This is a genomic window from Streptomyces sp. NPDC020845 (genome assembly GCF_044334165.1).
Classification (GTDB): domain Bacteria; phylum Actinomycetota; class Actinomycetes; order Streptomycetales; family Streptomycetaceae; genus Streptomyces.
Genome location: NZ_JBIRSJ010000023.1, coordinates 20,616 through 40,353 on the forward strand (window position 1 = coordinate 20,616; position 19,738 = coordinate 40,353).

A 19,738-nucleotide genomic window follows, 5' to 3' on the forward strand; every position below is an offset into this window, starting at 1 on the left:
CCCCCTGCCCCACCCCCTGCCCCACGCCTGAACGCCTGACCAGGAGTCAAGGAGTCACCCCATGTACCAGCTCAGCGGCGTCACCAAGCGCTACCGGCGCGGCAAGGACACCGTCGACGCCCTCGCCGGTGTGGATCTGACCATCGAGGACGGCGGCCGTCTGGTGATCCAGGGCCCCACCGGCGGCGGCAAGTCCACCCTGCTGCAGATGCTCGGCGGCCTGGACCGCCCCACCTCCGGCTCGGTCGAGCTCGACGGCGTCGATCTGGCCTCGCTCAGCGAGGCCAGGCTCACCAAGGTCAGATCCGAGAACATCGGCTTCGTCTTCCAGAGCTTCAATCTGATCCCCACGCTCACCGCGCAGGAGAACGTGGAGACCGCCCTGGTCCCGCTGGGCGTCAAGGCCGTCGAGCGGCGTACGCGCGCCGCCGAGGCGCTGGAGTCGGTCGGGCTCGGCGAGCGGTTCGGGCATCTGCCCGGCGAGATGTCGGGGGGCCAGCAGCAGCGCGTGGCGATCGCCCGCGCGCTGGTCAAGCGCCCCAAGGTGCTGCTCGCCGACGAACCGACCGGCAATCTGGACGAGTCGATGCGCGACGAGATCATGACCCTGCTCGAGGGGCTGTGGGAGGAGCACGGCCTGACGTTTGTGATGGTCACCCACGACAGCGCCCTCGCCCGCCGCGCCCCGCGCCTGGCCACGATCGAGAAGGGCAAGGTGAAGATCACCGAGCGGGCCGCCTAAGACCGTCTGGCGGTCAGCGCCGCAGGTCCTTGGCGCGTACGTAACGCAGCCCGCAGGCATCCTCGTACGGGTCGCCGTCGTCTCCGAACAGGCTCAGCAGCGGCTGCATCGGAAGCCAGGTCAGCCCGTAGGCCCAGCGCCGGACTGCCTGCCAGAAACGCGGCCGCCCGCCGTCCGCGTCGCGCACCACCCGGGCGGCGAACAGGAATTTGCCGATCGTCGTCCGGAAGATCCAGGGCCCCAGCACATGGTGGAGGAAGGACAGCCCGAACACCCCGGCCAGGATGGTGCCCCAGAACGGCTCCGGCCCACCGAGGGCGGGAATCAGCCGTACGGCGATGGCCATGCCGCCGAAGAGTGCGACCAGGCCGTCCACGGTCGCCGAGAACCACCGCCGGAAATCGCCGATGGCCTCGGGGACGGCGGGCGGCTGGGGCTGTGGCTGTGGCTGTGGATGCGGGGGATGGGCGTACGGGTGCGGGTAGGGCTGCCGCCCCTGGGAGTCGATCATGGTGGGCATCCTGCCGTGCGTCTGTGACGGTCTTTTCTCAAGACGGTGCGCGGCCGGTATCGATGCGGTGAGAGGGGTGTGGTGCCGCGCCGAGTGGCGGCGCCGCCGCACCCCGGGAGAATGGGCCGAGGGGATTTCGTCCGGCCGCCGCGACGGCCGGGGCCCGACCCGGAGGCGCCGATGCCCGAAGTCACCGAGCCCTACCAGCCCGGCACCCCCTGCTGGATCGATGTGGTGGCCTCCGACCAGGTCGCCGCCCTCGACTTCTACGCCAAGGTCCTCGGCTGGGAGGGCAGCCCCGGCCCGCCCGAGACCGGCGGATACGCGCTGTGCACCCTCAAGGGCAAGCCCGTCGCCGGCATCATGTCGGCCGAGGCGATGGGCGACCAGCCGGCGCCGCCGCCCGTGTGGACCACGTATTTCGCCTCCGCCGACGCCGATGCCACGCTCCAGGCGATCACCCGCAACGGGGGCACCACGTTCACCCCGGCCGTCGAGGTGATGAACCTGGGGCGGATGCTGGTGGCCGCCGATCCGACCGGGGCCGTCTTCGGCGTCTGGGAGGCGCGGGAATTCCCCGGCGCGGGCATCGCCAACGAGCCGGGCGCGCTGATCTGGAACGAGCTCAACACCACGGACATCGAGGCGGCGGCCGCCTTCTACGCGGCGGCGCTGGGGCTTGAGACCGCCCCGATGGAGGGCGCCGAGGACTACTTCTCACTGTCCGTGACCGGCCGCCCGGTGGGCGGGATGCGGCCGCTGGGCGCAGCGGCCCCGTCCGAGGCGGCCTCGCACTGGCTGGTCTACTTCGCGGTCGCGGACACCGACGCGACCGCGGCGAAGGTGGCCGAGGCGGGCGGGACGGTGTGCAAGGAGCCCTTCGACATGGTGGCGGGCCGGATGGCCGTGGTCCAGGACTCGCAGGGGGCGTCGTTCGCCGTGATCGCCCCGAAGCCGATGAGCGCGTGAACGCAGTGGCTGTCAGGCCCTATCGGCCCGCTTGAGCACGAAGTAGCCGCCGCTGGAGCCGAGATACGCGTACTGGTGCTCCGGGTGCAGCTGTTTCGCGTACGCGATGAGGTCTTCGGCCGTGCGCTCCGGCTCTTGCAGGGCTATGTAGTCCGGCACGACATTCTGTGTATTGCCGACCCACAACACCCGGCAGCGGCTGGTGAGCCTGCTGATCGGCCCCACGTTCGCCTCGACCGACGCCCCGTCCGGGATCCGCTCCAGCAGCCGTTCGACCTCGGTGACTTCCTTCGGCTTGTCGAAGAAGTCCGGGTTGGTGAGGTTTTCCAGGGGCAGTGAGGCGGTCAGCGCCAGCGCCGCGCCGGCCACCATGCCGGGCAGCTGCCGGGCGTACGAGGCGAGCCAGGGGCGGTGGCTGTCGCGGGCGCGGTCGATGGCGTCGACGAGGGCGAGCGCGACGATCGGCATCAGCACCGCGCTGTAGTGCCAGTCCGTGCCCCAGTAGTGGTCGTCGTGGGAGACGAAGCGCCAGCCGAGGGTGGGCACGGCGGCCAGCAGCAGCGGGGAGCGCAGCGCGAGCAGGCCGCTGGTGGGCAGCAGCACCCACAGCAGGGTGCGCACGGCGGTCTCGAAGGGGATGGTCCCGGTCTGCTCGCCGCCGCTGCCGACCTTGTTCCAGTAGTCGTACGAGCCGGAGCCGTTGAAGCTCGGGATGATCACGCCGAGCGCGAGAGCGGAGGCCAGTACGCCGAAGCCGATGAGGCCGAGCGCGAGCGGGACGATCCGCGGCGGGCGCTCCCGCCAGGTGCGGACCAGGATCACGGCGCCGATCGCGGCCACCGTGGCCCCCATGTCCTCCTTGACGAAGACGAGTGGGACGGCCCACAGCATCGCCGCGTACCAGCGCCTGCGCACCACCGCCTCCAGCGAGAAGGCCAGCAGCGGCATGGCGAAGGCGATCTCGTGGAAGTCGAAGTCGACGGCCCGCTGAACGCCCCAGGACAGCCCGTACGCGACGCCGATCGCCAGCCCGCGGCCCCGCCCCAGCAGCTGGGCCGCGACGCGGGTGACGGGGATGGTGGAGACGGCGAAGAGGGCGGCCTGGACGACCAGCAGGGTGACGGGGGTGGGGAAGACCCGGTAGAACGGGGCGATCAGCGCGGTGACCGGGCTGAAGTGGTCGCCGAGGATATTGAAGCCGGGGCCCTTGAGGTCGGCGACGGGGGTCTGGAGATGGGCGTAGGAGCGTATCGCCTGCTCGAAGATGCCCAGGTCCCAGGACATGGTGGCCATCCGCCGATAGCGGGTGATCGAGATGGCCGCGAAGGCCACGAAGAAGGCCGCGGCCAGCCAGTACGGGTCCCGGCGGGAGTGCCGCGGCCCGCCTGCCGGGGCGTCGTCCGGCTGGGCGCGGTCCAAGGTGGCGGCGGTCGCCCCCTCGGCGCTGGTGCCGGGCGGGAGTGCGGCAGCCGTGTCCATCCAGGGTCCTTATCGTGTGGGCGGTCTGTGCGAAAAGATACGCGAAGGAGGCCGGACGGTTGCAGAGACGGTTTGGGCAGGTTCTGATTCCGGGGCTGGCCGTGCTGCTGGCCGTCGCCGGGTGCACGTCCGGGGCCGAGAAGGACGGCGACGGGCGGGACGGCGGAGAGCAGAGCAGCAGCGGTGCGCAACAGGGCGACGGCCGGGCGGTCAGTCCGCTGAAGAACCCGGACGGTACGAAGCCGGGCCTGGCGCCCGTGACGAGCGCCGCGGACAAGGCCGCGGCCCAGCGGCTCATCGACCAGCTGCTCACCAAGGGGCGGGGGCCGAGGACCGGCTATGAGCGGGACAAGTTCGGCTACGCCTGGATGGACACGGCCGACGGGGTGCCGCTCGCGCGCAACGGCTGCGACACCCGCAACGATCTTTTGCGGCGTGACGGTCAGCGGCTGCGTTTCCGGTCCGGCTCCGACTGTGTGGTCGTGGCCATGACGCTGCACGATCCGTACACGGGCAAGACCATCGAGTGGCGCAAGGAGAAGGCCGCCGAGGTGCAGATCGACCATGTGGTGCCGCTGTCGTACAGCTGGCAGATGGGCTCCTCCCGCTGGGCGAAGAGCAAGCGCGAACAGCTCGCGAACGACGTGCTCAATCTGATCCCGGTCGAGGGCCGCGCCAACTCGGCCAAGGGCGACTCAGGGCCCGCGTCCTGGCTGCCGCCGAGCACATCGATCAGATGCGCGTACGCGGTCCGCTTCGCCCAGGTCGCGCTCAAGTACGAGATGGCGGTGACCGCCGCCGACCAGGGGATGATGCGGCGGCAGTGCGGCGGGTGAGGGCTCTGGGGCAGCTGTGGGGGGACCGCCCGTCCCTCGATCGCCCCGGGGCGATCGAGGGACGGGCGGCCGCCTCAGAGCGCTTGAAGCGGTTCGGGTTGTTATGTTCGCGATGGCGGGGGCACTGGCACGGTGGCCATGCCTGCCCAAGTCCGTAGGCGTCGCTCTTCTCCCCGGCGAGGACGGTCACCATCGCGCGCCGCGCGGTGACGATTCCGTCGCGCGCCATGGTGTAGACGCGCATCGTCATCTTTGGCCGTTCGCCCCGGTCGCGTTGGCCGTCGGCGTTCACCGGGTTCCCTTTCCCTCGACCGGGGCGAAGAGCTGGAGCACGGTGCGCAGGCTCCGCTTCACCGCGCCCAGGTGGTAAGCCAGTTCTTCCGGCGCGGCGGTGGCGAGTTCGAGGATTCAGCCCCTGCCAGGGTCTGTCCGGCCACGATGACCACCGCGCTTTCCAGGCCCTCGCGGGTGGGCTTGCCAGCCGTGATGCACGCAGGGCACAGGCCCGAGCGCGGGTCGGCGGGGTCATGGGGCCCGAAGTCCCCAAGGGTGGCGCACAGAGCGCACCCGGGCCCCGGGGAGATGGCGGGCGTGGTCCGGGTGTTGGCGGTCACCGGGCGACCGCCGTGCTTCGGGCCTCGGGCCGCGAGAGGCCCGTACGCGGCGCGGGAGGCACCGTCCCGGCCCGATGACGGCCACGCGGCCGTAAGGCGAGAAGTGCACTCACCCACGCGAAGAACCGCCCGATAGGGTCGCGCATGTTCATCAGCTCCGTTTCAGCTGCTGGGCCATGCCCTCGGACGTTCGCCCGTCGCGGCAGTCTGACCGTCTGTCCTAGGACAGAAAGTAGCGTGACCTAGGACACGATGCCCAGGGGTGTGGTGCCATCTCCCCCGTACGGATTACCTGTGTCCTAGTACAGTCAGTCGTGCCCTAGGACACAGGTACAGGAGGCGCCATGGCCGGCAGCGATCACCCCTACATGCGGGTCGCGGAACGCATCCGGCGCAGCATCCTCGACGGGGCGCTCAAGGAGGGCGAGAAGCTGCCACCCGTGCGGGAACTGGCGCGGCGAGAGGGCGTATCGGTCGCCACCCTCGGCCGCTCACTCGACCAGCTCCAAGTGGAGGGCTACATCACGACCTCGCGCCGGGGCACCTTCGTCGCCAACGCACCCGAGGTCGCCCCCTCCGGCTACGACCGGATCACTCGCGTCCTGCGCACCGGGTCGGTTCTCTCGGAGGGCGAGACGATGGTCGTCACGAATGCGGAACTGATCAAGCCGCCCCAGTACGTCGCCGAGATCTTCGACCTGGAGGACGGCGACCAAGTAGTACGACGCCAGTGGCACACCGGCAAGGGACAGCAGCGCATCGGCCTCTTCGTGACCTGGTACCCGGCGCACTTCGCCGCCGCCGTTCCCGAGCTGCTGTCCACATCCGCACGCGCTGCGGCCGGCCTGCTGCCGAAGATCCAGCAGGCCACCGGGCGCCGCATCCAGGCGGGCCGTGACGACGTCCACGGCCGCGAGGCCGACGCGCGCGAGGCCAACTTCCTCGGCCTGCGCATCGGCTCGCCCATCCTCGCGGGCGCTCACCGGCTGTGGGATGACGAGGGCGTGATCGAGTACGGCGAGTGGTGCCTGCCCTACCGGCTGGTTGTCGGCTACGAGTACAGCTTTGAGGCGGCGCCGGACGCTTCCTGACTCTCATGTGGCCCTGGCCGTCGTGCTCGGGCGCCGATCACTCCCGAACCCGGGTGGGGTGCGCTTCGCTGCGGGATGGGTAGGTCCTGCGCTTCGCTTCGCGCTGGCTGCGCTTCGCTTCGCCTGTGCCTGTGCGCCGCCTCGCGGCATTCGGTTCACGCGGGTACGGGTTTCGTCTCGGACCCTCCGGGTCCAAAGCGCCAGCAGGGGGAGGGAAGGGGGGCGGCTGACCCTGTGTCCTGAGCTCAGCCACCCACCGGGCCAAGGAATCGGGACACGGGTTGGCGGCCCCCTTCCCTCCTCCTGCTGGCGCTTTGGACCCGCAGGGTCCGAGACGACTGCGCCCGCCCTGGGACTCGATCTCCTCCAGCAGCACCCGGACCTTGGCCCGCCCCATCTCCTCCGTGGTCTGCCGGACGCTGGTCAGCGCCGGGTCCACCTGCCGGCCCGCCGCCTGGATGGCCGCGCGGCAAGGATGGGCCCTGGGAGGTGGCGGATGGCTCAGGTGGTCGCGCCCGGTCGCTGCCGGGGCAGTTCGGCGTGCCGTACCGCGTCGGAGGCCAGGGCCATGACCGCGCCCAGGCCGGCGAAGGCGCCGCAGCCGATGAACACCGGGGCGGCGCCCCAGACTCCGATGGCGGCGCCGACCAGTGGATAGCTGAGGGGCGCGAGACCGACCATGGTGAGCATGACGACGGAGTTGACCCGGCCGAGATGGGCCGGGTCCGCCGCGGTCTGGATGAGGGCGTTGTCCAGGCTGCCGAAGACGCCCGCGTTCAGCCCGACCACCGCGGCCAGTACCGCGGCGAGGCACAGGGTGGGCACCAGCGCGATGGTGGCCGCGCCCGCGCAGCCGACGAGCAGCGTCCCGGCCATCATGAGGCCGGCACGGGGCAGCCAGCCGACGATGGCGAGCAGCGCGGCGCTGGCCACGGCTCCTGCGCTGAAGCTGCCGCGGGGAGGGGTCCCGGGGAAGGGGGCGGATGCTGGTGAGCGACGCGCCCTGGTCGGGGTGGGCGTCGTGGACCTGAGGGAATCAGCGGAGTGGGAGGAGCCCGTCCGTGTCCGCAGTGGAGGCGACAACCCGGGTCAGTGGCCGCGCGTTGGGTGCGGCAATCGCGATAGCTCTCATCTTCCTGGCAGTGGCATGCGGTTCGGCCGCGGCCTCGAGCGGCGTACAGGCGCCGTTCGCGACTTGGCAGAGCCACTGTGCGTCCCCTGGCAAGGTGTACAGCCAGAAGATCCTCGTTACTCACAAGGGCAAGCGATTCGAATGGATCACACTGTTCCTCGTATGCACACCAAAACGCAGCGTGGCGATAGTGGACCACGAGGGTCGGGATTACCGGGACCTGGACGATTTCCGCGCGAACAACAAACTTCTCAGCGAGGACGACAAGATCACCTTGCCGCGAGATTTCCCCTCGGTCGAGAGGTCGGGAAACGTCGAGTTGATGACGGTCTCGGGCCACACCGGCACCAGCACATCATGGCTGCGGTGGCTGGGCGGCGGTGCTGCCCTTGTACTGCTCATCGGTGGCGGTGGAATCCATTGGCTTCGTGCGCGTCGGCGAAGCGTCCGGGCTTCGGCCTCTGATGCCGACCCGCAAGAACCGTCACTGTAGAGCGGCTGGGGCGGCCTGGCCTGGGCCCGGTCCGAGGACGGGGCCCAGCGCGCGGGTGGCGGCCGGTCGGCCGAGGTCGTCAGCCGAGGGCGTCGAGGTCGACGATGTCCCCGGTCGGGGCCTTGGCGTCGACCGGCTCGTCGAAGTCGCCGAACGTCACCGTGCCGGGCTCCTTGCCGCCCTTGATGACCATCTTGAGGATGTACGGCTTGCCCTCGGTGGCGACGTAGGTGGTGTACGTCTCGTCGCCGTCGGTCTCGGTGAGGGTGATGGCGGGCTTGCCGTCGACCGTGGTGGTCTCGCCCTTGCGGGCGAGGTTGGGGCCGGACTCGAAGCCGGACAGCATCGTGTCGGAGTCGCAGGCGCTGGCGAAGTCCTTGAAGTCGGAGCCGGATGCCTTGGACTTCGTCCAGCGGTCGCCGATCGTGGCGGCCGCGTCCGCGCCGTCCTTGCCGCCCTGTGCCTTCCAGAAGGCGCGGTCGAACTTCATGTAGATCAGGTCGCCGGTCTTGACCAATTCGACCTTGCCCTCGGTGCCGAAGGCCATGTTGCCGACACACTCGCCTTTGTTGTCCGAGGACATGTGGTATTTCATGGGGCCGCCGTCGACCGTCCCGTCCAGGTCCGTGGTCAGGGATGTCGCCGACTTCATCGCCTTCATGGCTTTGTTGGCGATCTGCGGACCGGTCAGCTTCTCCAGCTCGGAGCCGGGGGCCTTGGCGGACGGTGTGGCTTTCGAACTCGCCGAGACTGACTCCCCGGACTTGCCGGCGGTGCCGCCCTTGTCGTCGTCGGTGCCGCAGGCGGTCAGGGCGAGTGCGGTCACGGCGCACAGCGCCGCCAGGGTCGTGGTGGAGCGCATTAGCTCGTCTTCTTCCAGTTCTTGCAGCCGTTGGTCTTGAAGTATCCGTCGCCGGCGGCGATGGTCACCACGCCGTTTCCGGAGACGTTTTCGTTGGCGATGATCGAGTCGATGCCGTGCAGGGCGTCCTTGCTGCGCTCCCAGTAGCAGGTCGCGTCATTGGCGTTGCCGGTCGACTTGTACGTACCGGGGGCGATGTCGGCCCCGATCCGGTACATGCCGCCGTTCCCGTCCACCTCGGACTTGGGGGTGCCGGAGGCCTTGGCGGGGACGGCTGCCCAGTCCTTGCACCCGTTCGACTTGAAGATCTTGTCGCTCGCCTTGATCGTCACATAGGCGTTGCCCATGACGTTGTCGTTGGCGATGAGCGAATCGGTCTCGCCGCTGGAGTCCTTGGCCCGCTCCCAGTAGCACATGCCGTCGGTGTTGTCCGTGGACATGTAGGTGCCGGGCTTGACGTCGGAGCCGACCTGGAAGGTGCCGTCGCCGCCGATGGCGGGCTCGGCCTTGGGCTTGTCACCGCCCTTGTCTCCGCCCTTGTCACCGGACTTCGAGCCCCCGCCGGACGTGGCCCCCTGGGCCACGGTGTCCTTGCTCTTGTCCTTGTCGTCGTCTCCTCCGCCTCCCGCCAGGGCGCCGCCGATGGCGATCACCACGACGAGCGCCCCCGCCCCCGTCAGGACCTTGTGCCGGGCAAACCAGTTCTGCTTCTGCTGCTGCGACATGCGACAGCCCTCCCCTTCTGAGTCCATCCCGGAGCCGGACCGGCCTCCGCGAACCGATGGGTCAATCACAGCAGAGTCTGTGAACCGAGTCAACAAGAGTCGGCGGCGAGGTAGGATTCACAATGTGAACGGGTCTCTTTGAAGATCGCTATCGGTATGCTCGATGTGACAGCCGCACCACCGGACGGAGTCAGCCAGGTGCCCGACAACGCAGCAGAGGTGACCGCCGCCGGGATCGCCCGGCTGGCCGGGGTCGGCCGCGCCGCCGTCAGCAACTGGCGGCGCCGCCACGCGGATTTCCCCAAGCCGGTCGGCGGCACCGAGACCAGCCCGACCTTCGCCCTCGGCGATGTCGAGCAATGGCTGCGCGACCAGGGCAAGCTCGCCGAGGTGCCGCTGCGCGAGCGCGTCTGGCAGGCGCTGGCCGGGCATCCGGACGGGGCCGCCGCCGCGCTCGGCCCCGTCGGCGCCGTACTCCTCCTCGTACGGGACCGGCCCGCGCAGTGGCGCCGGCTGAGCGACGCCACCGACCCGCAGCTGGCCGAACTGCTCCCGCCCGCACTCGCCCCGGTGCTGACCGCCCGGCTCGGCGAGGACCACCCGGTGCCCGTCGCGGACCCGGCCGGGCTGCGGCCCTTCGTACCGCTGCTGCGCCAGGCCGTCGAACTGGCCGCCGAGACCGGCCCGCGCGAGACGTACGAGTTCCTGATCGGGCGCCATCTGGACGCCAACCCACGGCAGTACACCGTCACCCCGCCCGAACTCGCCGAGCTGATGGCCGCCCTGGCGGGGCCGGCGGGCGAGCCGACGGGTCCGATGAGTCCTGCCCCCACCGTTCTCGACCCCGCCTCGGGCACCGGCGGGCTGCTGTGGGCCGTGCTGCGCACCCACGGCGTGGCCACGCTGTACGCCCAGGAGCTGGACCGCGACCTCGCCGCGCTCACCGCGCTGCGGCTGGCCCTGACCCACGAGGGCCAGGGCACACAGGTGCGGGTGCACGGCGGCGACAGCCTGCGCGCGGACGCCCTGCCCCAGCTCGCCGCCGACGCGGTCGTCTCCCACCCCCCGTTCAACGAGCGCAACTGGGGTCACGACGAGCTCGCCTACGACCCCCGCTGGGAGTACGGCTTCCCGGCCCGCACCGAATCCGAGCTCGCCTGGGTCCAGCACGCCCTCGCACACCTCCGCGACGGCGGCATCGCCGTACTGCTCATGCCCCCGGCCGTGGCCTCCCGCCGCTCCGGCCGCCGTATCCGCGCCGATCTGCTGCGGCGCGGCGCGCTGCGGGCCGTGGTCGCGCTGCCCGCCGGGGCCGCCCCGCCGTACGGGATCCCGCTGCATCTGTGGGTGCTGCGCCGCCCCGGGGCCGGACAGCCCACCGCGCCGCGGCTGCTGCTGGTCGACGCCGCGGCGGCCGTGGCCTCGGCGTCGGGCCCGGCCGACGGCCCGGCGGCGGTCCCCGGATACCCGGCGGGCGCGGCCTCCCCGGGCCGGGACAAGCTGCCCTGGCAGACCGTGCGCGACACCGTTCTCGACGCCTGGCGTGCGTTCGACGGCGACGGCGGCGACGACGACGGCGGCGGCGGTGACGGGGCTCCCGAGCGGGCGGGCGTGTGCCAGGTGCTGCCCGTCATCGAACTCCTCGATGACGACGTCGATCTCGCCCCCGCCCGCCATCTGCCGCCGCCCGCCGCGGGCGGCGGCGCCGGGGAACTGGCCGCCGTACGCGACCGGCTCACCGCCACCCTGGCCCGTACGGTCGAGCTGACCCCCGTCGCGCCCGCCGGCCCGGATGCCCTGGAAGAGCAGCCGCAGGGCGCGCGCTGGCCCATGACCACCGTCGGTGAACTGGCCCGTGCGGGCGCCCTGGTGCTGCGCACCGGCGGCGCGGTGACGGTGCCGGGGCCGGGGCGGCAGTCGGCGGGCTCGGGGCCGGAGGCGCCCCCGGTGCTCACCGAGACCGACGTGCTCGCCGGGACCGGCCCCACCGGCGCCCTCCCCGCCCCCGCGGCCGGTGAGCGGCCCGAGGTGGCCGCCGAGGAGCCGGTGCTGACCGAGCCGGGCGATGTCGTGGTGCCGCTCGTCGGCGGCGGCACGGTCGCCCGCGTGGTGGACGAGGCCGCGGCCGGGGCCATGCTCGCCCGCAATCTGTGCCTGCTGCGGCCCGACCCGCAGGCGCTCGACCCGTGGTTCCTCGCCGGGTATCTGCGCGGCGGCGCCAACCAGCGGCAGGCCAGCAGCTACGCCTCCACCGCCACCCGGCTCGACGTACGCCGACTGCGGCTGCCCCGGCTCCCGCTCGACGACCAGCGGCGCTACGGCGAGCACTACCGCACCCTCGCCTCCTTCGAGGAGGCGCTGAGGCTCGCGGGGCGGCTGGGGGACCAGTTGGTACGGGGGCTGTACGACGGGCTGGCCGACGGTACGGTCCAGCCCCATTGATCACGATTGTGTGATCAAAGAGACGACGGATCCGTACAACCCGGGTTCCGCCTGCCACGTCGATGTATACGCTCAAGCGCGCACGCACGCGCGCGAGCACCCCTCGGCACCAGGTCCTCCAGGAGCAGCCATGCACGGCCCCGCCCCCGCGCCGCCGCCCCGTCCCGCCGCCACCGCGACGGTGGCCGTCCTGCGGGTGGTCTTCGTCGGCCTGACGTTGCTGACCTTCGGCCTGCTGTCGTGGGTGACGATGCTGCGCGTGGCCATCCTGCGCCGCCGCGCGCTGGACTGGCTGCTGTTCTGGGGCACGTGTGTGGTGGTGGTGCTCGCCTTCGTGGAGTTCGGAACCGGCCCCGACGAGCCCGACGCGCTGGCGTACGCGACCCTGACGGGGATGTTCCTGCTGTCCTGTGCCGTGGCGACGCACTTCCTGATCGTCGACATCAAGCACCACCGCCCGGCGCCCGTCGTCGCGCCGGGGGTGGGGCCGTACGTCCCGCCGGGGTATCCGACCGGGCCCGCGCCGTACGGCTATCCGGTCCCGCCCCACCAGCACCAGGCCGTACCGCCGCAGCAGCCGCTCCAGCCGCCGCACCAGCCCGTCCAGCCCCAACCCCAACCCCAACCCCAGGCTCAGCCCCAGCCCCAACCGCAGCCCCAGCCCCAGCCCCAGCCCCAACCCCAACCGCAGCGCATCCAGCGCGTACGCGCCGAGCTGGATGAGCTCAGCGACTACCTCCGCAGAGAGCAGGGCCGTTGAACGGACGCGTCGTCGCCGACCGCTATGAGCTGGCCACGCTCCTCGGCCAGGGCGGCATGGGCCAGGTGTGGACCGCGTACGACCGGCGGCTTGACCGCCGGGTCGCGGTCAAGCTGCTGCGCCCCGACCGGATGGCGATACCCAGCGACGGCGGCGACGGCGTCGACGATCTGCGCCGCCGTTTCGTACGCGAGTGCCGGGTCACCGCGCAGGTCGACCACCGCGGTCTGGTCACCGTCCACGACGCGGGCAGCGACGGCGACGACCTGTACCTGATCATGCAGTACGTCGAGGGCGCCGACCTCGCCGACCACCTCGCCGAACACGACCCCTACCCCTGGCAGTGGGCGGTGTGCGTGGCGGCGCAGCTGTGCGCGGTGCTCTCCGCCGTCCACGCGGTGCCGATCGTGCACCGCGACCTCAAGCCGCGGAACGTGATGATCCGCCCCGATGGCTCGGTGACCGTCCTCGACCTCGGCGTCGCCGCCGTCCTCGACACCGACACCACCCGCCTCACCCACACCGGCTCGCCCATCGGCAGCCCCGCCTATATGGCCCCCGAGCAGGCCATGGGCGGCGCCGTCGGCCCGTACACCGACCTGTACGCGCTGGGCGTGCTGATGCATGAACTCCTCATCGGCAATGTGCCCTTCGCCGGCTCCACCGCCCTGGGCGTGCTGCACCGCCATCTCTACGAGCCGCCGGTCCCGGTCCGCCAGGCGCGGCCCGAGGTGCCCGAGGCGCTGGAGGCGCTGGTGCTGCGGCTGCTCGCCAAGGACCCCCAGCACCGGCCGGCCGACGCCCAGGAGGTCTACCAGGCGCTGGTTCCGCTGCTGCCGTACGCCGCCGCGGCGCCCGGTGTCGCCGCCGCCGGCCCCATGGACCCCACACGCCCCTTCCTGCGCCCGCACGCCCCCTGGCCGGACCGCCCAGGACCGCCGTCCGCCGCCGTTCCCGCGGCGCCGCCCGCAGCCCCCGCCCGGTCGGATGTGGCGGCGGCCGTCGACGAGGTCAAGCGCCTGCTGGACCAGGGGTGGATCACCCAGGCCGTGGACATCCTCGGCGCGATCCTCCCGTCGGCCGCCGCGGAGCACGGCGAGCTCTCCCCGGTCGTACGGTCGCTGCGCAAGCAGTACGCGGTGACGCTCATGGACGACGGGCAGTACCGCCGCGCCCTGCCCGAGCTGCGCCGGCTCGCCGACGAGTACGCCGCCGAGTCGGGCCCCGAGGCGCTGCGCAACTCCCTCCAGTTCCGCTACGAGGCGGCCCAGTGCCTCGAACAGCTCGGCGAGGCGGCCCAGGCGCTGGTCGAATACCGCACCTTGCTCCCGTACTTCGAGCAGTACGCGGCCACCGACCCGGCCACGCCGCTGGAAATCCGCCGCAGAATCGGGCACTTGCTGCTGTCCCTCGGCGACCGCCCGGCCGCCCATGACATGCTCGCCCGCCTCCTGTTCGACGCCGAGCGGCTGCACGGCCCGCACCACCCCTTTCCGGAGGAGATCCGCCGCACACTGCACTGGCTCGGGCAGGTCCGGGGCTAGCGAGGTGGCGGGGAGGTGGCCGGAGCCGTGGCGAATCGTTGTCGAAGCAGTGGCTTAGGCCGCGCCGACTCCATACCATCGATCAAGCCAGGTCGATCTATGCCGGGAGACTTGATGCTGCATCCCTTTGGGGGGCGTCCCCCATACCGCCGCACGAAAGCGGCTTCGCCGCGCGGCCGCGCCACCCTCGCCGTCCCCGCCGCGTCCGCCATGCTGCTCGCCGCCCCGCTGCTCACGGCCTGTGGCAATGACGCGCACCCCGGGGCAGCCGCCGTCGTGGACGGCAGCCGGATCACCGTCTCGCAGCTCCAGGCGCGGGTCAACGACGTCCGGGACGCGCAGCGCGGCGCCGCCAAGTCCGAGCAGCTGGTGGCCAACAGCGGTCAGCTGAGCCAGAACACCCTGATCCGCATGATCCAGTTCCGGGTGATCGAGCGGGCCGGCAAGGACAACGGGGTGGGGGTGACCCGCCGCGATGTGCAGCAGTGCCGCAAGGCCGTCGAGTCGGCGGGCGGCGCCGAGGTGCTGCGCGGCCTCCAGACGGGGCAGACGACGAAGTGCGACCCGACCGCCGGGCCGCAGTCGGGCGGCGCCGCGGCGCTGCGCGACTTCTATCTGGAACAGGGCATCGCCCCGGACCGGATCGACGACGCGCTGCGCATGGAGCTGTTGCGCAACGGCCTGGTGCACAAGCTCGGCACCGCCAAGGTCAACGCGGTCTTCGCCGCCACCTCCAAGAAGCTGGCCATCACGGTCAACCCGCGCTACGGGACCTGGGACGACACCCGGGGCACGGCGGTGCTGACCAAGGAGTCCTGGCTGCGGACCTCCGAGGACGTGAATCAGCAGGCGTAGGTTACGTTTCAAGGGTGACCGCCTCCGAAGCCCCGGGCAGCGCCCCCACCGGCCGTATCGTCCTGCTCACCACCAGCCACCGGGTGGCGCCCGGGCTGCTGTCATGGCCCGCGTGGCAGGCGCTGCGCGGCGCGGACCGGGTGCTGTGCGCGGACTCCGCCCATCCGCAGCTGCCGTATCTGCGGGATGCGGGCATCGAGGTGGCGGAGGCGGCGCCCGGCGCGCGCGAGCTGGTCGACTACTGCACCACCGCGCCGGGCCGCACCGCCGTCGTGCTCACCTCGGCGGACGGGGAGTCCGCGCTGACCGACGGGCTGGCCAGGCTCGCCGGGTCCGGGCGGGAGCGGATGCCGGACCTGGAGCTGCTGCCCGGCGCGTACGACCTGCCGGGCGCCCGGCTGCTCGACCTGGTCCAGGTGATGGACCGGATCCGGGTCGAATGCCCGTGGAGCGGCGCCCGCACCAGCGAGGAGCTGGTGAAGTACGGCATCGAGGAGGCGTACGAGCTCGTCGAGGCCATCGAGCAGGGCGACCGCGAGGCGCTGCGCGAGGAGCTGGGCGATGTGCTGCTCCAGGTCGTCTTCCACGCCCGGATCGCGCAGGAGGACCCGGACGAGCCGTTCTCGATCGACGAGGTGGCGGGCGGGATCGTGGACAAGCTGATCCGCCGCCATCCGCATATCTTCGGCGAGGAGGCGGCCGAGACCGCCGAGGACGTCAGGGAGCACTGGCTGCGGACGAAGGCGGCGGAGAAGCGGCGCGACTCGGTCACCGACGGAGTGCCGCTGGGCCAGCCCGCGCTCGCGCTGGCCGCCAAGCTGGCCTCCCGCGCCCGTACGGCGGGTCTTGAGGTGCCGTTGCCCGAGGGGGAGGACGTCGGCTACGAACTGCTCGCCCTGGCGGTGCGGGCGGCCGAGCAGGGCATCGAGCCGGAGACGGCGCTGCGCGCCGCGGCCCGTACCTACCGCGATGCGATCCGGGCGGCCGAAGTCGCGCGGCGCGGCGGGGAGTAGGGCATAGGGCTCGCGGGCATCTGCTGCCGACGAGCCCTGCTGCTGCGGTGGTTCTGCTCTCGCGAGCCCCTGCTGCCGATGCTGCCGCGGGGCTCGCAAGCAGGTCAGGCGTCCGCGGACCGTCCGGCGGCGATCACCGACGCCATGAGCTCGGCGTCCAGCAGGCTGGCGTCGGCGAGCCGGTTGCCGGCGGCGTAGGAGTTCAGCATGGCCTTGGTGACCCGGAGCGCCGCGGCGGAGCGGCGGACGACGGGCCGGGTCCACTCGTCGACCACCTGGTCCAACTCGGCCTCCGGGACGACCCGGTGGAGCACCGAAAGCCGCTCGGCCTGAGCGGAGTCGAATCCGGCGCCGGTCAGGATCAGTTCGCGGATCCGGGCGGCCCCCGCCTCCTGGAGCAGACGGGGCAGCGAGCCTCCCCAGGCTGCCGGGAGGCCCAGAGCGAGCTCCGGCAGCCGGAAGCGGCAGTCGTCGGCCCCGACGCGCAGATCGCAGAAGAGCGCCAGGGCCAGTCCGGCGCCGATGACCTGACCGTGCAGCCGGGCGATGGTGACGGCGCTCGTGGTGGCCAGGGCGTCGCACACCCGGCGGGCCTTGCCGCTGGTGGTCCGCAGCCCGGTGCCGGAGGGATCGGTGGCGAGTTGTTCGGCGTATTCGCGGCGGTCGCCGCCCGCGCAGAAATTGGGGCCGCCCCCGGAGAGCACGACCACCCGGATATCGGGGCGGTCGTGTACGGCGCCGAGCACCGCGAGCAGATCGTCGAGCACGCGGTCCGTGATGGCGTTGCCGTTTTCCGGGGTGTTGAACCGCACCTGCACTACGGGGCCGTCGTGGGTGACGTACAGGGACTTGAGCGACACGACGCTTTCCTCTTCCCGCGGCTCAGTGCTCGGCGACATGGAGTGCGGTGAGTCGGCGGAATGCCATACGTGGTTCCCAGAATGGCGGTGTGGTGACGCGTAGTGTCGGGAAACGGCGGTTGAGGCCCTGGAGCAGTTCGGTCGCCTCCAGCCGGGCGAGCATCGCTCCGATGCAGAAATGAATGCCGCCGCCGAAACCGAGGTGGGCGGCCGTGCGCCCGATGTCGAAGGTGTCCGGGTCGGCGAATTGGGACGGATCGTGATTGGCCGCAGCGATCATGACGTGTACCACTTCGTCCCGCTCTATTCGCGTTCCGGCGAGTTCGGTGTCCTCCGTGGCGACCCGGGTGGTCAGGTGGATGGGCGGGTCGTAGCGCAGGACTTCCTCGACGGCGTTCGGCGTGGCCTCGGGGTGGGCCAGCAGCCAGGACCTCTGCCGCGGATTCTGGTCGAGCAGCCAGACCATGTTCGACAGCAGGGTGGAGGTGGTCTCCAGCGAGGCGATGACGATGAACATCACCAGGTGGTAAAGCGTTTCGTCAGCGACCTCGCGGTCCGGTTCGAGCTCGTCCCAGGTGCGGATCCAGCGCGAGAGCGCATCGTCGCCGAGGGAGCGACGGCGGTCCGCGACGACCGCGGTGAAATACTCGCGTAGTCCCTCGGCGGCGGTATTGGCCTGGGCCAACTGGCTTGCCGAGGGGAGGAGTTCCTGGGCGTATGCCTGGCCGTGGGTGAGCTCCCTGAGCAGGGCGTGGTCGGCCTGCGGCAGCTTCAGCCAGTGACTGATGGTGGCCACCGGCAGTTCTTCGCCGACCAGGGTGGCGAAATCGGCCTCACCGGTCGCGCGCAGCCGGTCGGAAAGCCGGTCGAGGAGTTCTTCGACGTTCTGCCCGACAAAGGGCTGGAGACCGGCCAGTGTGGAGCGGTCGAATACATTTCCGAGCGAGCGCCGCTGCTGGGTGTGCACCGGCGGATTGAGTCCCTGGAGCGTCTTGCTCAATTGACGTGAGGCGGGCGCGCTCCAGCGATTTCCATCGCCTTGGCGCGCCCGCCACTCGGCATCGAAGGTGGCCCACGCTTTGCTTCGGAGGACCTGGTCGCAGAGTTCGTACGACAGCAAGAGGTGGCCGCCCCAGGGGGCGGGCACGACATCGCCCATGGCCCTGAGTTCGGCGTAGATGGGGTAAGGGTTCGCCTGTCCCCGGGAAGCTCGTAGGCGGGATATGAGTGAAACCATGGAGCGTCGGTCAACAATGGTGCCGGCGGCGGAAGGTTCCACAACCACTCCTTCTGGACTGCACCCCGGTTGGGGTCACACTAAGTCGCTTAATTGACCGGAACTGATCAGTCCGCGACAATTCGCGATACGTACTACCCGCACGATTGAACATCCATTCATACGGAAATTGGTTCGAATTGTGGGCAAGATCACGACTTCCACCAGGCAAGAAAAGAGCTCCACACGCTGCTCTTCTGTGCCTTGCCCTGGGGGCGTGTCTGCGATACGGCCGCGGGAGTGACCGCGGGGCCGGTCTGCGAGGCGGGGCTCATCATCGCGGTCTGCTGGGCGCGAACCGGGGCGAAGCGGGCCGGAAGCGAGGTGAGGGCCCGGTGGAAGGGGCCGGGCCGCCACTGCAGGCTCTCCATCGGCACGGCCAGTTCGACATCCGGCAGCTGGTTGAGCAGGTTCTCGATCGCACCCACCGCGATGAGCTGGCCGGAGTCCTTGGCCGGGCAGGCGTGCGGCCCGGCGCTCCAGGCCAGGTGCGCGCGCTTGCTGAGGACCTGTCGCGACGAGGACAGCGCGGGGTCGGTGTTGGCGCCGGCGAAGCTGATCAGCACGAGGTCGCCGGCCCTGAGCAGATTGCCGCCGAGCTCGACGTCGCACACCGGGTAGTGCGGCGCGTAGTTGGCCATCGGCGGGAAGTTCCACAGGACGTCGTCGATGACGTCCTCGACCAGGAGCCCGCCGGCCTGCGAACCGCCGGCGTGCTTCTCGTCGCACAGCAGCAGATACAGACCGTTGGCGATCAGGTTCCGCTGCGGTTCGGTACCGGCGCTGATGAGCATGACCAGCTGATGGATCATCTCCTCGTCGGTCAGCTTGGCCGGGTGGGCCATCAGCCGCGAGGTGACGTCGTCGCCCGGCTGCCGCCGCTTGAGGGCGATCAGCTCGATCAGCGCCTGGGTGAGCTCCTCGTTCGCCTTCTCGGCGTCCATGCTGGCGTCGAAGATGCCGGAGGTGCCGATGACCAGCCGGTCACCGATGGACGGCGAGCAGCCGAAGAGCTCGTTGAACACCAGCAGCGGCAGCATCTTGGCGTAGTCGTTCAGCAGATCGGCCTCGCCGAGGGCGCTGAACTGGCTGATCAGATACGAGGAGACGCGCTCGACCTGACGGCTGAGCCAGTGGGCGTCCACACCGGCGAGGCTGTCCGTCACCGCCTGGCGCAGCCGCATATGCTCCGCACCATCGGTGAACAGGGCGTTCGGCCGGTAGGCCAGCATGGGCAGCACCGGGTTGTTCGGTGCCACCTTGCCCTCGTTCAGATCGCGCCAGCGGCGTGAGTCCTTGCGGAAGGTGTCCGGGTTCTGCAGCAGCTGGAGAGCCGCCGAGTAGTCCGTGACGAGGGTGGCGTCCACGCCGGGGGCGAGCTCGACCGGCGCGGTCGGCCCGTACTGGCGCATATGGTTGTAGAACGCCTGGGGATCGGCCGCGAACTCCGGCCCGTACATGGGTATCCGCCGGCCACTGTTGTGGGCGGGGCAGCCGGGTGGTGGCTCGGTGAAGGCCGATTGGTTGTTCATGC

17 protein-coding genes and 1 pseudogene are annotated in these 19,738 nt (G+C 71.0%); 10 read left to right on the plus strand and 8 right to left on the minus strand.

Annotation, left to right across the window (positions count from 1 at the left end; genetic code table 11):
• Window positions 1-61 precede the first annotated feature (61 nt).
• Entirely contained in the window at window positions 62-742 is a 681-nt protein-coding gene (locus ACH4U7_RS45180) for an ABC transporter ATP-binding protein (protein WP_398533598.1), read from the plus strand.
• 13 nt (window positions 743-755) lie between these two features.
• On the opposite strand, the gene ACH4U7_RS45185 is transcribed toward ACH4U7_RS45180, so the two are convergent.
• Window positions 756-1,253: an RDD family protein gene (locus ACH4U7_RS45185; RefSeq protein WP_398533599.1), complete on the minus strand. Its 498-nt coding sequence runs from the start codon at window positions 1,251-1,253 to the stop codon at window positions 756-758.
• Window positions 1,254-1,433: 180 nt separating this feature from the next.
• On the opposite strand from ACH4U7_RS45185, the gene ACH4U7_RS45190 reads away from it, so the two are divergent.
• Window positions 1,434-2,222, plus strand: coding sequence for a VOC family protein (locus ACH4U7_RS45190; RefSeq protein ID WP_398533600.1), 789 nt, complete (start codon window positions 1,434-1,436; stop codon window positions 2,220-2,222).
• A gap of 12 nt (window positions 2,223-2,234) precedes the next feature.
• Here ACH4U7_RS45190 and ACH4U7_RS45195 read toward each other — a convergent pair whose 3' ends face one another.
• A complete protein-coding gene (locus tag ACH4U7_RS45195) occupies window positions 2,235-3,701 on the minus strand; it encodes a DUF2079 domain-containing protein (protein ID WP_398533601.1) in 1,467 nt (488 codons plus the stop codon).
• Window positions 3,702-3,760: 59 nt separating this feature from the next.
• On the opposite strand from ACH4U7_RS45195, the gene ACH4U7_RS45200 reads away from it, so the two are divergent.
• Both ACH4U7_RS45200 and ACH4U7_RS45205 read left to right on the plus strand, forming a co-directional pair.
• Window positions 3,761-4,537: an HNH endonuclease family protein gene (locus ACH4U7_RS45200; protein ID WP_398533602.1), complete on the plus strand. Its 777-nt coding sequence runs from the start codon at window positions 3,761-3,763 to the stop codon at window positions 4,535-4,537.
• A 958-nt stretch (window positions 4,538-5,495) separates the two neighbouring features.
• Window positions 5,496-6,242: a GntR family transcriptional regulator gene (locus ACH4U7_RS45205; protein WP_398533603.1), complete on the plus strand. Its 747-nt coding sequence runs from the start codon at window positions 5,496-5,498 to the stop codon at window positions 6,240-6,242.
• 501 nt (window positions 6,243-6,743) lie between these two features.
• Here ACH4U7_RS45205 and ACH4U7_RS45210 read toward each other — a convergent pair.
• Window positions 6,744-7,193: pseudogene (locus ACH4U7_RS45210) on the minus strand (MFS transporter); the annotation flags it as partial.
• Between the two features lie 110 nt (window positions 7,194-7,303).
• Here ACH4U7_RS45210 and ACH4U7_RS45215 point away from each other — a divergent pair.
• Window positions 7,304-7,867, plus strand: coding sequence for a hypothetical protein (locus ACH4U7_RS45215; RefSeq protein ID WP_398533604.1), 564 nt, complete (start codon window positions 7,304-7,306; stop codon window positions 7,865-7,867).
• A gap of 79 nt (window positions 7,868-7,946) precedes the next feature.
• On the opposite strand, the gene ACH4U7_RS45220 is transcribed toward ACH4U7_RS45215, so the two are convergent.
• Both ACH4U7_RS45220 and ACH4U7_RS45225 read right to left on the minus strand, forming a co-directional pair.
• Entirely contained in the window at window positions 7,947-8,729 is a 783-nt protein-coding gene (locus tag ACH4U7_RS45220) for a hypothetical protein (RefSeq protein WP_398533605.1), read from the minus strand.
• Complete coding sequence (locus ACH4U7_RS45225; RefSeq protein ID WP_398533606.1) at window positions 8,729-9,454, minus strand: hypothetical protein; 726 nt, start codon at window positions 9,452-9,454, stop codon at window positions 8,729-8,731. Before ACH4U7_RS45225 ends, ACH4U7_RS45220 begins: the two co-directional genes overlap by 1 nt.
• Before the next feature lie 156 nt (window positions 9,455-9,610).
• On the opposite strand from ACH4U7_RS45225, the gene ACH4U7_RS45230 reads away from it, so the two are divergent.
• The 5 genes from ACH4U7_RS45230 (at window position 9,611) to ACH4U7_RS45250 (ending at window position 16,068) form a co-directional block, all read left to right on the plus strand.
• Window positions 9,611-11,896, plus strand: a complete 2,286-nt coding sequence (locus ACH4U7_RS45230; RefSeq protein WP_398533607.1) for a class I SAM-dependent DNA methyltransferase — start codon at window positions 9,611-9,613, stop codon at window positions 11,894-11,896.
• Between the two features lie 130 nt (window positions 11,897-12,026).
• Entirely contained in the window at window positions 12,027-12,656 is a 630-nt protein-coding gene (locus ACH4U7_RS45235) for a hypothetical protein (protein WP_398533608.1), read from the plus strand.
• Entirely contained in the window at window positions 12,653-14,200 is a 1,548-nt protein-coding gene (locus tag ACH4U7_RS45240) for a protein kinase (RefSeq protein WP_398533609.1), read from the plus strand. The genes ACH4U7_RS45235 and ACH4U7_RS45240 overlap by 4 nt, the downstream gene beginning before the upstream one ends.
• 114 nt (window positions 14,201-14,314) lie before the next feature.
• On the plus strand, window positions 14,315-15,055 hold the full coding sequence (locus ACH4U7_RS45245; RefSeq protein ID WP_398533610.1) for a SurA N-terminal domain-containing protein: 741 nt from the start codon (window positions 14,315-14,317) through the stop codon (window positions 15,053-15,055).
• A 14-nt stretch (window positions 15,056-15,069) separates the two neighbouring features.
• A complete protein-coding gene (locus ACH4U7_RS45250; RefSeq protein ID WP_398533611.1) occupies window positions 15,070-16,068 on the plus strand; it encodes a nucleoside triphosphate pyrophosphohydrolase in 999 nt (332 codons plus the stop codon).
• Window positions 16,069-16,172: 104 nt separating this feature from the next.
• Here ACH4U7_RS45250 and ACH4U7_RS45255 read toward each other — a convergent pair whose 3' ends face one another.
• The 3 genes from ACH4U7_RS45255 to ACH4U7_RS45265 all read right to left on the minus strand — a co-directional run bounded on the left by ACH4U7_RS45255 (window position 16,173) and on the right by ACH4U7_RS45265 (window position 19,736).
• The gene (locus tag ACH4U7_RS45255) at window positions 16,173-16,967 is read right to left on the minus strand and encodes an enoyl-CoA hydratase/isomerase family protein (protein ID WP_398533612.1); all 795 of its coding nucleotides are present in this window, start codon (window positions 16,965-16,967) and stop codon (window positions 16,173-16,175) included.
• Complete coding sequence (locus ACH4U7_RS45260; protein WP_398533613.1) at window positions 16,951-18,165, minus strand: cytochrome P450; 1,215 nt, start codon at window positions 18,163-18,165, stop codon at window positions 16,951-16,953. Before ACH4U7_RS45260 ends, ACH4U7_RS45255 begins: the two co-directional genes overlap by 17 nt.
• Window positions 18,166-18,356: 191 nt before the next feature.
• Window positions 18,357-19,736 (minus strand): cytochrome P450, encoded by a 1,380-nt coding sequence (locus ACH4U7_RS45265; protein ID WP_398533614.1) that lies wholly within the window; start codon window positions 19,734-19,736, stop codon window positions 18,357-18,359.
• Between the last annotated feature and the right edge of the window lie 2 nt (window positions 19,737-19,738).

What these genes read in the sequence shown, in the direction of transcription:
- ACH4U7_RS45255 (WP_398533612.1), bottom strand. Translation starts at nt 16,967, where the DNA reads ATGTCGCCGAGCACTGAGCCGCGGGAAGAGGAAAGCGTCGTGTCGCTC.
- ACH4U7_RS45260 (WP_398533613.1), bottom strand. Translation starts at nt 18,165, where the DNA reads ATGGTTTCACTCATATCCCGCCTACGAGCTTCCCGGGGACAGGCGAAC.
- ACH4U7_RS45185 (WP_398533599.1), bottom strand. Translation starts at nt 1,253, where the DNA reads ATGATCGACTCCCAGGGGCGGCAGCCCTACCCGCACCCGTACGCCCAT.
- ACH4U7_RS45205 (WP_398533603.1), top strand. Translation starts at nt 5,496, where the DNA reads ATGGCCGGCAGCGATCACCCCTACATGCGGGTCGCGGAACGCATCCGG.
- ACH4U7_RS45235 (WP_398533608.1), top strand. Translation starts at nt 12,027, where the DNA reads ATGCACGGCCCCGCCCCCGCGCCGCCGCCCCGTCCCGCCGCCACCGCG.
- ACH4U7_RS45225 (WP_398533606.1), bottom strand. Translation starts at nt 9,454, where the DNA reads ATGTCGCAGCAGCAGAAGCAGAACTGGTTTGCCCGGCACAAGGTCCTG.
- ACH4U7_RS45230 (WP_398533607.1), top strand. Translation starts at nt 9,611, where the DNA reads ATGCTCGATGTGACAGCCGCACCACCGGACGGAGTCAGCCAGGTGCCC.
- ACH4U7_RS45220 (WP_398533605.1), bottom strand. Translation starts at nt 8,729, where the DNA reads ATGCGCTCCACCACGACCCTGGCGGCGCTGTGCGCCGTGACCGCACTC.
- ACH4U7_RS45265 (WP_398533614.1), bottom strand. Translation starts at nt 19,736, where the DNA reads ATGAACAACCAATCGGCCTTCACCGAGCCACCACCCGGCTGCCCCGCC.
- ACH4U7_RS45195 (WP_398533601.1), bottom strand. Translation starts at nt 3,701, where the DNA reads ATGGACACGGCTGCCGCACTCCCGCCCGGCACCAGCGCCGAGGGGGCG.
- ACH4U7_RS45180 (WP_398533598.1), top strand. Translation starts at nt 62, where the DNA reads ATGTACCAGCTCAGCGGCGTCACCAAGCGCTACCGGCGCGGCAAGGAC.
- ACH4U7_RS45245 (WP_398533610.1), top strand. Translation starts at nt 14,315, where the DNA reads ATGCTGCATCCCTTTGGGGGGCGTCCCCCATACCGCCGCACGAAAGCG.
- ACH4U7_RS45190 (WP_398533600.1), top strand. Translation starts at nt 1,434, where the DNA reads ATGCCCGAAGTCACCGAGCCCTACCAGCCCGGCACCCCCTGCTGGATC.